9 protein-coding genes are annotated in these 14,234 nt (G+C 36.9%); 3 read left to right on the top strand and 6 right to left on the bottom strand.

Annotation, left to right across the window (positions count from 1 at the left end):
- Window positions 1-5 precede the first annotated feature (5 nt).
- The 6 genes from FXW34_RS05850 to FXW34_RS05825 form a co-directional block, all read right to left on the bottom strand.
- On the bottom strand, window positions 6-1,934 hold the full coding sequence (locus FXW34_RS05850) for a UvrD-helicase domain-containing protein (protein WP_147533018.1): 1,929 nt from the start codon (window positions 1,932-1,934) through the stop codon (window positions 6-8).
- Complete coding sequence (locus FXW34_RS05845; protein WP_147533017.1) at window positions 1,931-3,838, bottom strand: ATP-dependent nuclease; 1,908 nt, start codon at window positions 3,836-3,838, stop codon at window positions 1,931-1,933. The genes FXW34_RS05850 and FXW34_RS05845 overlap by 4 nt, the downstream gene beginning before the upstream one ends.
- Before the next feature lie 353 nt (window positions 3,839-4,191).
- Entirely contained in the window at window positions 4,192-8,724 is a 4,533-nt protein-coding gene (locus FXW34_RS05840; RefSeq protein ID WP_147533016.1) for a coiled-coil domain-containing protein, read from the bottom strand.
- Window positions 8,725-8,727: 3 nt separating this feature from the next.
- Window positions 8,728-9,459, bottom strand: coding sequence for a DUF6063 family protein (locus FXW34_RS05835; protein WP_147533015.1), 732 nt, complete (start codon window positions 9,457-9,459; stop codon window positions 8,728-8,730).
- A 3-nt stretch (window positions 9,460-9,462) separates the two neighbouring features.
- Entirely contained in the window at window positions 9,463-10,968 is a 1,506-nt protein-coding gene (locus FXW34_RS05830) for a hypothetical protein (protein ID WP_147533014.1), read from the bottom strand.
- Window positions 10,969-10,973: 5 nt separating this feature from the next.
- Window positions 10,974-12,059: a Wadjet anti-phage system protein JetD domain-containing protein gene (locus tag FXW34_RS05825; protein ID WP_147533013.1), complete on the bottom strand. Its 1,086-nt coding sequence runs from the start codon at window positions 12,057-12,059 to the stop codon at window positions 10,974-10,976.
- Window positions 12,060-12,223: 164 nt separating this feature from the next.
- Between FXW34_RS05825 and FXW34_RS05820 the strand changes: the two genes are divergently transcribed.
- The 3 genes from FXW34_RS05820 (at window position 12,224) to FXW34_RS05810 (ending at window position 14,160) form a co-directional block, all read left to right on the top strand.
- Window positions 12,224-12,823, top strand: coding sequence for a mismatch-specific DNA-glycosylase (locus FXW34_RS05820; RefSeq protein ID WP_147533012.1), 600 nt, complete (start codon window positions 12,224-12,226; stop codon window positions 12,821-12,823).
- Window positions 12,824-12,858: 35 nt separating this feature from the next.
- A complete protein-coding gene (locus FXW34_RS05815) occupies window positions 12,859-13,326 on the top strand; it encodes a hypothetical protein (RefSeq protein WP_147533011.1) in 468 nt (155 codons plus the stop codon).
- A gap of 63 nt (window positions 13,327-13,389) precedes the next feature.
- Window positions 13,390-14,160 carry a hypothetical protein gene (locus tag FXW34_RS05810; RefSeq protein ID WP_147533010.1) on the top strand — a complete coding sequence of 257 codons (771 nt, stop codon included), beginning with the start codon at window positions 13,390-13,392 and terminating at the stop codon, window positions 14,158-14,160.
- Window positions 14,161-14,234 lie beyond the last annotated feature (74 nt).

Raw genomic sequence — 14,234 nt, 5'->3', positions numbered from 1 at the left:
TACAGTTATGAGCTTATGCTTACCTTAATTATCGGCGGTATTACCTCGACGATTTCCCAACCTGCTTCTTTCAATTCTTCTTCATGCCCTTCTATAGATGACCTTTGAGCTGCAACACAAAGTAGATGTGATGGTCTGGACATGGCAACATAAGCATTTTTTAAGGCAGCTTGCTCCCTCTTCCCCCTTTTTTCTTTTTTGTAGCCTTTAAATGAATTAATTAGGCTACCCACATCATAATTATAATGAAACGTTTCTAAATAGAGGGTTGCGGTATGTGTTTCACCTTTTACACCAGCAATTGTATCAATATCAATATTAATAGTTATCCCCTCATCACAAGTATATGAGAATATATTTAATGACAATTGACTTGCCTCTACTTCGAATTGGGTACCTTCAAAAAAAGATTTCAATTTTTCAAAGGGTTGATTACCAAACAAAAGTGTAATTATTTCCTTACTAAACTCGATGAATTCCTCTCTTACAACTTCCTCTTTTCTTACCTTTAAACACCACTTCATTAATTCACCTTGAATAGTATCATATAACATTGGGTCATGTTCTTTAACTTTGGTTAAAAAGGATTTTTTTGAATAGTATGTTCCTCTGTCAGTTCTAATGCCTAGGATAGAAACCATGCGTAACAATGCTGCTAAAATAGCATTTCGATATGTTTTTACATCAGAATCACTATGCGGGTCAATAAAACGTTTGTTTAAATAATCCGAAACAAACTTTGGTCCTACAGCGCTCCTTTTTTGAATGTATTCTTGAAAATAGCTTGGGATTTTTATTCTCTCATCACCCTTATCTTTACCGATTCTTCCCACAGCTTTAAATTTATTGTTTCCTATGTTGTGTACCCGATTTGAGATTATTAAATTAGCAAATCGCGGCAAAACCTCATTAATATTTTCTGTATCATATACAATAATCTTAGGAGATATAACTGCTAGTTGGTCATTTCCATTCATTCCAGACTCCAAAAGTTCAAAGGGAGCAATCAACTTACTAATTACAGGAGAATTTCTGTTACTATTCGTAATTTTTAAGGGGTCTTGTCCAATATCCCAAGCCATTCCTTCAGAATCTCCATAGATTGCCTGATTCGGGTCCCCAAACCTTTGCATTATTACTTTCTCTTTATCAAACACTCGATTGAGAATGTTAAGCTGTAATGGCGAAGTATCCTGCATTTCATCAATAAAAACAATAGCAAATCGTTCAGAAAAAAAACTTCTTAGCTGGCTTTCACATTTGTCCATATATTTGAGCGCCAAATAATAAGCGTCATGATAACTTAATATTCCATCTTCAATAATTCCCTTTTTCAGTTCCATTAAAGCAATTGATATTTTTCCTTCTGACTTATATAAAGGTTTTCCCATTCCGTTAACTAATGTATCATTCCCCGGATGGAAATGAATATCATTTAAATACTTAAATACATTTTCCTGAGTTTTAAATGTTTTTATTAGCCCATATCTTACTCCATATTCCAATGTATAATATCGCTTTTTAACTTCTTCAAAATATTTTTCGTCATCAACAGATACCACGTTTTTATTGTATTGATTTCTAAAGAAGGGAAGAGCTAAATACTGATTTATAAAGGATTGTATTGTGCCAAAGTAGTTTGGATAATCAAACAACTTCTTACTATCGGCATTCAATCTTTCCCTTATTTCATCAATAGCGATGTTTGTATGCGTTAGTACACAGATACCTTTATTATTCAATTCATGCAAATGGTCTCCAATTATAGACAACTTCGCTAATAGAGTAGTTGTTTTACCACTTCCTGGGCATGCCACAATATCTTTAGACTCTAAGCAACATAGTATGCTCCGTTTTTCTTCACTAAACGTATCTCCATTGGGTAAAAAGAGGGATTCTGCCTTCATGATATCCTCTGTTGAAATCGAAATCATACTTCTTCACCTAATTTCGCAGCAAACTTAATTGCATTTACGAGGTAAGAAAAGTTCTCATCCTTTTTAATTCTTTCTTTAGTTTCAGTTGGGTCAAGACTAGAAAGAATTTCGGCAAAGCATTGAGCTACAATTGCTTTTGAGATTTTTTTGTCGAGCATATAGTCATTATAGATAGCGTAGGCAATTGCTTCATCGGTTCGTTGTTCCTGTTTCCATTTTGATAATTCGCCTTCCACAAACTCTATACCCGCTGCCTTTTTCTCCTCGGTAAGTCCATATTTCTCACTATTCTCGATGTATTCTGCAAACTTAATTGCTATAAAAAATTCATGTTGAAATTCACCTGCTGCAATACAATATTCTAGTGTCCATGCGTCCGAGACAAAGCACTTTATTTCATCCTTTGTATATAGTTCTTCTTTTCTCTGTTTGTGGTAATTTTTTGCCTCTTCATAGGTAACATTATCTCTGTCTCCTATTTTATAAGTTGAGGCACTTATGGAAGGTTTAACATCCAAATCAGTCACACAGGCTACAGGGATACCCATATTTTCTGCATCGTTTTCTCTTAAGAAGATATTTGAGTATCTCAAAAACGCAGTGCTACCTACATTGATTACAGAAATCCCATACTTTGAAAGTGAGATTCCAAGTATTTGAGAAAGGGTTGGAATGAGTATGTTTTCAGCATCTCCTTCCACAATAATAATTCCATTTGCAAAAAATAAGTTAGATTTTGTTACATCTAAAAATCTTTGAAGAAATAAGTAGTCCCCAACCCTTAATTTAGTATACTTAGACCCCATGTTAAAGACACCAGAGCTTTTACAAATAATTAGATTTTCCACATTCACTTTTGAAGCAAGATTTGGACTGTGTGTGGTGAGTATCATTTGAATGGATGATTCATTGCAAACAGACTCTAAATATTCTATTAATAACGACTGGGATTGAGGATGTAAATGTGCTTCTATCTCCTCAATTAAAGCTAGTTTTAACCCACTAAAATTCTCTCTTTTTAACAAGAGTAGTTCCGTTGCAATAAATAGTAAATTTTGAGAGCCTAAACCAGCTTTATTATTTTGGAGCAGAAGACTCAGTTTCTCTAGTATTGATTTTAATTTCGTATCAGCAATATTAAAGTTTGTCTTAAGAAGATTACCTTCCCTTGAAAATTTATTTAAATAGCTGTTTAGTTCTTCTAGTAACTTTTTCCCTTCTACATCGGCAATCTCATTACCATGCCCATCTAACCCTTTGAAGTAGTTACTAATTGAATTGTTGGCATCTTGGATAATCTTAATTAATTGATGATTTTCTTCATTACTAAATGCATCATGATTGTACAGAATCTGTGATAGTCGTGAGTTTCTCCTGGAGCCTAACTCTCTCTCTGAATCTCTTAGTGGCTTAAGATAAGTTGTTCTCAATAGTTCCCGCGCTTTTCCGTCCATTTGTGAGCCTTCTTCATGAGAACCAGCTTTGATATCGTAATAAATATTTTTACCTTCCCTTTTTGCAGCAAAAGTTAACTTTAGATAAAATGTGGTTTCTCCAGCAGTTTCTTCAAAGCTCAACCACTCCAAAAAGTTTTTTGCTTCTGCATCACTTAATCCCTTAAAGATGCATTCAATTCTAAATTCACTGCACCTGAATTTTTCTTCCTTTCCAGGCTCAAGATAAAAGTCTTCTACTTCTGGCTTAATAAAATCGTTGCTTTGCGTACTAAGGACCATCTTTACCGCATCAATGATAGCTGTTTTTCCGCCATCGTTTTCACCAACAATAAGATTTAGTTTGGGATTAAGATTTAAACATAGTCCTGGAATAACTGTCCCATCTACACTTGGTTTAATTCCGTACTTTCTAAAATTAGATATATTTAGTTGAAATAGATACATGACTACCGCCCCTGCTTTCTTGTTATCTGCTTTTATTATACTGGGTATTTCTTACAAAACCATTAATAATATTCAAAAAGTGTCGAACTTTGGAAGATACAAAGATTCATAATCAAATCCAGCTAGGAAAAATATATACAGAGAATAGCTTAGTTCATTTAATTTCGGACTAGGCTTCTTTATTATGAAAAATAAACAAAAAACACCGCAAATTACCGGTGTTTTTTGTTTATTTTTCACTTCACATTTTCATATGTAAATTAACGTTTTATGATAGGGAACGGAACCCCTTAGCATTATACTGGTTCTTACACAAAATGATGGTGTTATTCACACTGAAAATTGATTTATTTTTAATCTAAGATAAATTCACCTTGCTCCACATCCGTGTTTTTTACCGCTGAAAAGCCAATTACTTCATCCTCAAATGCTTCTGTCATAAACCCGCTAGGCGATAAATATTGTCTTCTCGTAACTAAGACTCTACTTTTCCCTGTTGGTTCTTTTTCGAATGACAAATCATGTAAAGATGGAAACTTCATTGAAATCTCGGCTTTCATTAATTCAGGCGGAGCCACAACAATTAATTGATAATTCAACGCTTCGGTAATAGCGAAAATCGGGTCTATCACACTAGCAGAAATAGCATTAGCAAACGGGTTGTCCATATAAAAGAACTGCCAGTCTTTATCAGCAACTTTCCGTTTATGAGACATCATCATCAAGAACATAATCGTCCTACCTGCGACCTTCTGTCCACCGCTTCCTGCCGGATTGGTCAGTGACCCTTCATTTAGCACTTCCCAATCCACGTAATATTCAGTTCTTGGAGAGTCGTACATAAAAACATTGTCTTTATCGAGATAATAAATATCAAATAACGGATATTGATTCCCCAATGCGGTGTACACAATATCGGCGATGTTAATAATTTGATTGATTTCCCGAATGGTCATTGAATCCACTGGTATGTTCATTTGATTCACCTTTTTAATAGATTCATCGAAGTAGCGCTCCAATGCAACCTGAAAATCATCTGCTTTGGTAGATAGTTTGCGTTTGTTTCTGATTTTCACAAGCGGAAAGGTAAATCCGCCACGATTTTTGAGTTCCATGGACTCTGCCATTTCTATAATGGCTTTGGCGATATTAGAAGAAAACTGAGCAGCATACCTCACCCATCGTTCTCTAGCCTCAACGCCTTTTTTCTTATCTTCTTCCATCACTTCTAGTTCATACTTGGACAATGCCCGAATTCCTTCTATCATTTCCACGGTGGAAGGGAGATTGGCTACGTCCATAGCGTTATATTGTTCAAGAAGATTTTGTTTGGTTTTTTCGTCCCAGTTGGATACTTTGATGTCTTCCAGGCTCTTTCTCTTGATTCGATTTAATGCATTAAACGCTTCTGTTCGTCTTCTTTTTCTTTTTTCAAATTCTCCGCTCCAATCTTCCACCACTTGGTTGATGGTTTCAACTAACCCATGGATATTTTCCTTGATGGAAAACATCAACGAAGGAGGAGCTCCAATATGAACGGCAATCGTCGGTCGTGCCTTTTCTAATGTGTTCTGCATGGTTTGAAGTTCTTTCAATGCTTTGTCTTGGGCACTCAATTCATCATGAATCCGTCTCGATTCTTCGGCAATTTCTTTTCCCTTTACTTCTAAATCAACATTCTCCCAGTCATCTACAGAACATTTGTGGTTTTGCCGGATATCTTCTATCAGCCCATTTACTTGCTCTTCAATTCTTCCTACCACCGCTGTCAGCGATTCGAGCGTTTTTTCTGCACTTTGCAGCCTCTTTGCTGCGTGCTGGGCATTTGTGATTGCTCTTTCTTTCTGTTGTTTTAAGAAGTCAAGCGGTTCAACCGGCTCCGAAAGCGACAATCCCTCTGGGTCGCATTTCAATAACTCTTCTTTAGCATCTTGCACGAGACCGATATTGACCTTATTCATTCCTTTTAACTCAGCGATTTTAGAAGATTTTTGTTCTAATGTATGAGTTAACTCATCATGCTGAACCACAGTCTCCATAATACTGTCAAACAAGGTATCCGGCAGGCTAGGTGTAGAGATTTCATCCATTCCTGCCTCTACCCTTAATTCTTTTGGGAACTCCACATTTGGAATAATTTTGGCAATACGGTCCACTTTTTGGAGCATACGCGCTTTCCAGTCGGCATAATACGTTTGCCACTCCTTTAACTCTTCATCTCTATCGGTTGCTTGTTGGGTGAGTGCTTCTAGCTTTGACTGTTTTTGTGATAGCTCCGTTGAAAGAGTGGACTCAAGGGTTACATCCTCTTGATGTTGATGAAGACGCCCAATAAAAATTTCTAGTTCTCGCCAGTCCTTTTCCTTTTCTTTTAATATCAGTCCTGCGTTTTTTTGTTTTATTTTGTTATCTTCAATTTTCTTTTTGAGTTCGGTTTGTTTCGACCCCATTGTGGTGAGCTCATTTTCTAATTGCTCGAATCTATTATTCAACCGGATAAGTTCCTGTTTAAGAAAATCTGCACTATCTGTTTGTGGAAAGCGTTGCACATCTTGAATAAGAACTTGAATTTCATCTATTTCTTGAGTGACTTTTTGAATTTCCTCTTCTAATTTTACCTTTTCGTCTTGAGAGGCTTGTAGGAATCCCTTCCATTTTTCCGGTTGTTCAACAAACTCATCTGCCTGGTTCCAAAATAGAAAGGTGCTATCGGATAACTGGTCCAGTTGTCTCGCTTCTACAAGATTCACCGGACTTTGCAATAGTTCATCGTGGAACTGGAGTTTTCGTCTTAATTCTTCTAAGTTTTGGGTTTGAACAATGATGCTGTATTTAAGACTAGAGAACTGTCGATTATATCGTTCTCTCTCCTCTTCCTTTAACTCCATAAGAAATTCGGAACCGGTCTGGTGGTAAACATTGTAGTGAGCCAGTTTTTCACTAATTCGTTGAATATCGGCATTGAAAAGAAAGCGGTCCTCATTTGATATTTGGAGTTGTTGCTCCAACTTTAAAACCTCCACCGTCAATTCTCTAACTCGTTTCTCTCTTTTTTCTCGCAAATCTTGGAGGGCAGGAAGAACAGATTGGAGCCAATCATACGTGGCTAGACACTCATCTGGAGTCAATTTTAAGAGCCTTGAAACTTGATTCATCCACTCAAACTGCTGCCTTTGTTGCTGAGGTAGTCGTTCTTTTACTTCTCTTTGCTGTTTCTTAATCGAGTTTTTCTCGTTATTTAGTGTCCAAACTTCTTCAGCAAGTTTATCTTGCTTGGCTAGTAATGAAGGCTCTTCAATTTCAGCTTCCCTTTGCAAGAACTGATTAGCTTCTATTTCTTTTAGGAGTGACGCTTTTGCATGTTCTGGTTTGACATGAACCGAATAACCGAATTTCTCCTTTGCTTTTCCGAGTAGAGTTTCAAACTCTTTGGTACGATTTGTCACAGTTGAGAGTTGAACATCTAACCTGCCTATCGCCGTAGCTAATTCTTGGCTTTCCTTGACAAGATTAGTAGCTTCCTTTTTCTTTTGTTGGGTAAATGCTTGATACTGCGCTTGAACCTGTAGCAAGGCCTCTTTGTTTTCAGCCCATTGTTCTTCTATGGTCTGCTTGATGGCTCGTTCCTTTGTTGAAATTTCTATCATTTCCTCTGATTGTTCTAAACGCTTAATGTCAGCCTCAATAGCTTGATATTTTTTCTCTTCTACTTGATACTTTTTAACCAGTAGTTTCCTTTCTGCTCCTCGTTGCTTATTATCAGCAGTTTCTTTATCAAAAGCAGCATCTTTCTGGTCTAAATCCGCTTGTTCCTGTTCTTCTTGCTTCTCTCGTAAATCTCGTAGTGATTTCACATATTTTAAATTATCTTTTTCCCATTCGTTTTCATCCCGTTGATTTTCCAGTTCCGAAGTCTGGTTATTAAGTCTCTCCTTTTGATTTTCCAACTCTTGGAGTTTCTCGTCTATATTCCCTAAAATATTTTCTCCGGTTCGTTTATGCTCAATTATTTGCTTTTCGGCAAATTCATAGTTTTTGATGGGAGCATCAAAGTGTGAGACCATTTCTAATATCTCACGATGGTACTTCTCTCTAGCTAACAAATGCGGTAAATTATTGGCAATCGATGCACTATCTTTAAATTGTTGGCTAAGTTGAGATTGGATATCAATCCCGTTGATGATTTCATTTCGGTCCACTATCGAAGGAATTAACATATTACGGAAAAACGTTTCATTTTTTGTGGCTTTTTTCTGTTCAAAATAAGGACCAATTCCTGCTTCATAGCGGTTGATTTTCTTTAGTTCTGCCCAATCGCTTTCAAAGACTCCATGCGTCCGACACTCTTTAAAGAATTTCCCTTTTCCACTCGGTGCATAAGAAAACATCCCCTTTTGTTCTTTAACATGGTTTTCAAATACAGAAAAGTCCACTGCCGTGTTGTTTTCCTTATCCCATACCGGCACTCGTTGAATAGTGTATTCGTTTTTGACGTACTTTTTCCCGAATAATCGATACTTGATTCGATACTCTGGTTTAGGGTCTGTGACTTCCTCTGCGGTCATAACAATCCCTGTCATAAGGCGGCGAGTATAAGAAATCCACCATTCAATCATAATGTAAAATGTATAAGGGGCAAACTTGTTCCCTTTCATAAAGTAATGCAACGGGGTATTTTCATTGTTATTCCCCCATTCGGTCTCTGGCAGAAAGATTTGGTTTATCGCTTGTAACAATGCACCCTTCCCATTTCCGTTTGGGAACGTAATGGCTCCATTACTTGGAATGCCGGCTTCCGTTAAAAAGTGGAAAGTTAAATCATCATAATAGTTATTTTGTTTGGCGTAATGCAAATTGACCACTCGGATTTCTGCTATGGCTGCCATTTCTTATAGTGCTCCTTTCGCAGAGAGTATCATTTTTTTGATATTCTCATACCGGGTATCCTCTCGGTAGGCAAATTCCAGTCGTTCATACAAAATATCAGTTGGATATACCAAAAGATTGTCGCTGGACTCAAAAAAACGGACCAGTTTTTGCTCTTTTAAAAAGGTCATGATTTTATGTATAATGCCCCATTTGGTCCGAAACGAGGGAACCAATCGACTGACTTTTTCGTCTCGCAAATTCTTATTCAGGTACAATTCTGCTGCTGTTTTGATGTTGATGCCCCATTGTTCTTCCCACTTTGGATTTTCTTTCATCTTCTCTTGCCAGTCTTCTAAGACTCTATCTACTTCTTTGGCGAGTTTCGTATAAGAGACGCCATCCCGCTCCGCACTGCTTCGAATAACTAAATTCCCGTCGACTTCGGCTAAATAGACAAGAGCTATCAAACACAAAAGATGGAATTCGTCTTGGTTTTGAAACCCTATTTTTTCTTTCAAGAGATGGTAAGGGGTTTCAAAAAGAGACCCGCTTCCGGCTGTAACCAAATGTATATTTTCTGCTGCTTCTAATATTTCAGTGCCAGACTGAGTGGCACACATACGGACAAACTCTCGTACTCTGGCATCCGAAAAATAAAGTATCCCTTCCTCCTCTTTGGTTTGTATATAACCATTTTTCACCAAGGAAAAATAGATTCTCAGCCCTTCTTTAAAGGTTGTTTCTTGTTCCATTCCTTACTCTCCTTCCTGCGCTAACTTCAATCGGAGCGTCCCATCTGTTATCAAAACGAAATTGTTGTAACGCATGGTTTCACTGTAGTGTTTATCTACATAAAAAACACTTCCCTCTAACACGGCGTATTTGGGATTTCGAAGAATGGCTCTTCTAATGAATTCTTCACGCTCATCTTTGTACGATTGATTCGTAAAGACCTTGACGGGCACCGTGAACCGCTCTTTTGTAAATTGCGACCAAAGTTCTACTGCATCCTTTGACCAACCTTCTAGGCTTTCAAGGGAATGAAGGGAAAAAGTCCGGTGTTTCAATAATTCTTCGAGTATCGGTATCCATTTATCTAATATATTTTCCCAACGCAACACATATTCAAAGGTTTTAATTTCATAGACTTCTTGTTCCACAGGTTGAGTAGTCACTACTTTTTCTGTTAGAACCCGCTGTTTTGCCCAAACTCTATCCAGAGAAAACAAGACGGGTGATTGTGGAGAAAATAAAGGGTTCAGGATTTCCTGTAAGATGTGTTCATCCGGAACCCCTTCCACCCGTATCAACTTTTCCCACACATCTTCTTTGTATCGTTTGGATGACTTTCGCAGCAATAAATCCGGTCGATTTGTTCGGATATCGAGGATGAGCGCAATATTTCTTGTGACCATCGTATTGAATTCCGCATGCTTAATCGTTGTCTGATTGAGGCGGTCTCGAATCTCATTCATTTTTATCTTTGCCTCGGCGTCGTACAGTCCTTCGTTTTTCTCTTCAATTCGGAACAATAACATATGCATATGTCGGAAGTTCTCATCTTCCTCCTGAAACTGTTTCCGTATTTCTTGCTCTCGTTTACTTCTATCATCAAATCCTTCTCGAAGGATTATCTTAGGCTCCCGAAGAATTTCTCTTCCATATGCAGTTTCTTTTGCAATGAGTTGGCGGACACGTTGTAATAAAAAATCCGTTTGTTTTAAAACCCCTTCGATGTTTCCTTTTTTCAACAACTGAATCATATATAGCTGCTCCAATGAAATGGATAGCTCGGACGTGATTTCTCGGCTCGAAAACAGTATGAACTGGGCGTCGTCCGATAATTTATAATGGATGGAAGGAGCATTATCGCCCATCGTTTCTAAGTCCGGAATCAAATATTTAAACTGGTGAACCTCAAAGGTTCGATGTTTGACTGAATAGAATTTTCCTTGAAAGGCTTCTAGAGTCTGCGGATTGGAATATAACAATCCGGTAACGAGCCGCTCCGAGTCTTTTTCTGAGGCTTCCAATTTCATTTCCTTTAGCACCTCTTGAACGATTTCCACAATGTCCCGTTCCGTTCTCGCGTCATTGTTTCGGACTTCGCGGTAGAACAATTCAAGTAAAACCGCCAAAAGGATATTTTCAATGTATGGATTTAAATGTGGACCAAGTTGTATCCCTTTTCCGAACGAAAAGAATGGATTTAATAGTCGCATTCGACTCTCGTACCCATCCCATATATCTTGATTCAGCATTTTGTTCACTTCTTTCTTGTTAGCTTCTCATAATTCAGTACTTCTTGCGGAATTCGTTTGTTCTCTTTCCACATGGTTTCAAGCTTGGCTCGTTCCATTGCATTCTCTATTTCATTAAATTGGTGGAGGAACAATTGGAAATCCTCTCGATTCTTCCGTTGACCTTTATCCACCGCTGGAGGGTTCGGTTCTTCTCGTAACATCCACAGGTAGATGTTTTTGGCTATGTTAATCGACAAATCATCGTATTTTCGTCTTACTTGAGCAAAAATACTATAGCCTTCAGGGTCAAGGTCCCCAACGTAGTAGTATTGTTTTTGGGTTGGCTGCTCGAACAGTGCATACAAATATTCTAAATTGGCAATAGTTTGCTTTCCTCTGGCGTACACTATCATATCCACAGGAATACCTGCTATGACCTCTTGTACTTCGAGGGTCCTTCTGACCGAATGGTAAAATGAATTATTTTCTGTAATTAGAACAGTTTGTACCTCGGATAACGGCATTCGATTTCTTGTTTCGTATGGGATGGGTTCAGGGAATTTTTTAGCTTTCAAATCATCCAAACTAATTTTTATTTTTGATAAAAAGCTTTGTCCGTTTTCCCCATTCGGTTCCGGCAATAACCATTTCTCTTTTTGAAACAATTCATACATCCGTTCCTCTGCTGACACTAATTTCCGATTCGGTGATTCCAAAAAAGAATAAATCGCATCTATTCGGTCTTTGTTGAGAGCCGTTTGATTTTCTGGATTCTGGATGAAATTTTTTAGGTCCAGTTTGGTCATTTTAGTGAGAACATACGACCTAGCCCAGGTTTCTTCTGTCAGTTCTTTATTCTTTCTCCAATGATTTGGGAGCGATAATACGCGATGTATCTCTTTTATTTTGGATTTAACAGGCGTGATTTTGGATTCCTCTTCGAATAAAAGAATGTCCTTTTTTAATTGAGCGCTACCGCCTCTATCAATATAGGTATTCATGTTTTGGGTTTGACCTAGGACGTATTCTTCTAATTCATCTAACGTAAATCCCAATTGCCTTCGTTGAGATAAGAACGACTCTATGAATTGGCAGAAAGATGGCTCCATATCTGACACTCCTTTATTTTTCTACTTCCCTAATTTATTTTTCCAATGTTCCTCTTGTTCTTTATGTACCCTAAACCCATTTTTAATAGGTAAAAATGGCTAGTGTACCATTGCTATAACTTAATTCGAATCGAAAATTTCGCACTTCTTGATATGGTATCGTTATGTTAATAATCGGTCTGGAATTAGGATATCTAGTAAAATATTACCATAGTAAAACCATATTATGTTATATAATTAAATGGGTAAGGGGGGGTAATATACTGAAGGATGTAATAAAAAGTAACCTTGATATTGTATTTTGTGGAACAGCTGCTGGTAATAAATCTGCACAAGTCGGTTTTTACTATGCATCCCCAAACAACAAGTTCTGGAGTGCCATACATCAAGTAGGTCTTACCCCATTACAACTGAAACCAAATCAATACATGGACTTGTTAAAATTTAATTTGGGGTTAACCGACTTAGTTAAAGAGGAAAGCGGCAATGACAGGGAGTTAAATGAGGATGCATATGATTTAGCTAGGTTTGAAGAATTAATTGAAATAAATCAACCAAAATATGTTTGCTTTAATGGCAAAGAAGCTGCCAAGGTCTATCTAGGGAGAAAAAAAGTTGCATATGGATTACAAAAGGAATTAATTAATAACACTAGGCTTTTTGTTGCTCCTTCTACTTCAGGCGCAGCTAGTAAATATTGGGATATAAAATGGTGGCAACGTCTTGTTGAAATATTAAATAAAGAACACAAGAAATATTCATAGTTAGAGCAACCTTAAAAGTTTACTGGAGAAAAGAAATGTGTGAAATTATAAACGAATATGCCAAAACAAGAAGAAGAATTCATAGCTGGCTAGACTCAAAAAAAATTCCCAGCAATGATAACATTGTAGGACGAATCGGAGAGTATTACGCAATTGTTTATTTTAAACAGCAGTTTCCCGATTTATCAATTATTCCCACAAGTACGACCAATCAAGCAGATTATGACTTTTGTATTGGGAGCGAAAAATATTCAGTAAAGACAATCACAAAAGAAAACAAGGCTGGTTCAACGACACCCATTAAGTTTAATGAAAACTGGAACTATTTAGTTGCAATCAAGCTTGATGATAATTTTAATTTAGCAAGCTTGTCGGTAATTGATTACCCATCATTAAAGAAAGCCCTGGATGCAAATTCCTTAAAACAAGGAAGAGTTCCAGGGATAAAAAAATCATTTCGATGGTGGAAAATATTAAATGAACATATTTACCGCAAAGTGTAATGATTTTTCTAGAAGAAAGAGTAGCTAATACTAGTACATAAAAAAAGGTAGGTATTATAGATTATGAGTTGGAAAGAGATACCTGATAAAAATGATGATTTTATTTTAAAAGAGTTTAAACACTTCAAAGACATTTCAGGTCCATACCTTTGCCGTATATTAGGCGATTCCCCTGAATATGGGGATTACCGTTATTTCTTTTTAGGTTCTGGAGGGTTTTTAAAGTTTAGAGAGAAATTTTTTGTTGTAACAAATTATCATGAAGTTAAAGATATACCCTATGAAGAGAGGCTAGAGAGAATTGTTGTACCTATTGTGTCTGATGGTACAGCAAAAGCGGTTTTAATAAATCAGGCTGAAGATAAACATATTGATTTGGCTGCATTTGAAATACCGAATACTGACGTAGCTCGATTTCACCCCAAAAATTTTGTAACAGATGAAAAACTAGAGACAGAACCTGTCAATTATCTTGAAAGTGTTTGTAATAACGTCCTCCTACATGGCTTCCCTGGAGAGCGGTCTATTATTGATTATGATAAAAAAATAATTGGAATTACCACTTTCCCTTACGGTACATTTGCTAAAGGCTATGATAAAGATATAGATATGATTGAACTAGATGCAGCAATTACAGGAATTGATGAAAATGGTGATGTTGTTAATGTCCCTGTATTTAATGGTATGAGCGGTTCTTTTGCTTACACTATAACAGAGGGGCTGATACCTTATAAGTGTTTCGGAGTCTTATCAAATGGAGAAAAAAATGCTGGGAGTATGTGGGTTATCCCGATAAATCAGGTCTTAACATTTATCGAAAATTCTTTTTTCTAAAAGCTAATTATTTTATTGCTAAAACTTAAAAGGACAAGATACATTACTTGTCCTTTTTAGATTAGATTGTAACT

The organism is Bacillus marasmi, from assembly GCF_902168435.1.
Lineage (GTDB): Bacteria > Bacillota > Bacilli > Bacillales > Cytobacillaceae > Bacillus_BU > Bacillus_BU marasmi.
Note: the sequence above shows the minus strand (reverse complement) of the source record. Positions and strands in the feature narration are given on the sequence as shown.

Bases quoted from the DNA above. Each gene is read 5' to 3' on its own strand.
- FXW34_RS05850 (WP_147533018.1), bottom strand. From the start codon at position 1,934: ATGATTTCGATTTCAACAGAGGATATCATGAAGGCAGAATCCCTCTTT.
- FXW34_RS05845 (WP_147533017.1), bottom strand. From the start codon at position 3,838: ATGTATCTATTTCAACTAAATATATCTAATTTTAGAAAGTACGGAATT.
- FXW34_RS05840 (WP_147533016.1), bottom strand. From the start codon at position 8,724: ATGGCAGCCATAGCAGAAATCCGAGTGGTCAATTTGCATTACGCCAAA.
- FXW34_RS05835 (WP_147533015.1), bottom strand. From the start codon at position 9,459: ATGGAACAAGAAACAACCTTTAAAGAAGGGCTGAGAATCTATTTTTCC.
- FXW34_RS05830 (WP_147533014.1), bottom strand. From the start codon at position 10,968: ATGCTGAATCAAGATATATGGGATGGGTACGAGAGTCGAATGCGACTA.
- FXW34_RS05825 (WP_147533013.1), bottom strand. From the start codon at position 12,059: ATGGAGCCATCTTTCTGCCAATTCATAGAGTCGTTCTTATCTCAACGA.
- FXW34_RS05820 (WP_147533012.1), top strand. From the start codon at position 12,224: ATGTTAATAATCGGTCTGGAATTAGGATATCTAGTAAAATATTACCAT.
- FXW34_RS05815 (WP_147533011.1), top strand. From the start codon at position 12,859: ATGTGTGAAATTATAAACGAATATGCCAAAACAAGAAGAAGAATTCAT.
- FXW34_RS05810 (WP_147533010.1), top strand. From the start codon at position 13,390: ATGAGTTGGAAAGAGATACCTGATAAAAATGATGATTTTATTTTAAAA.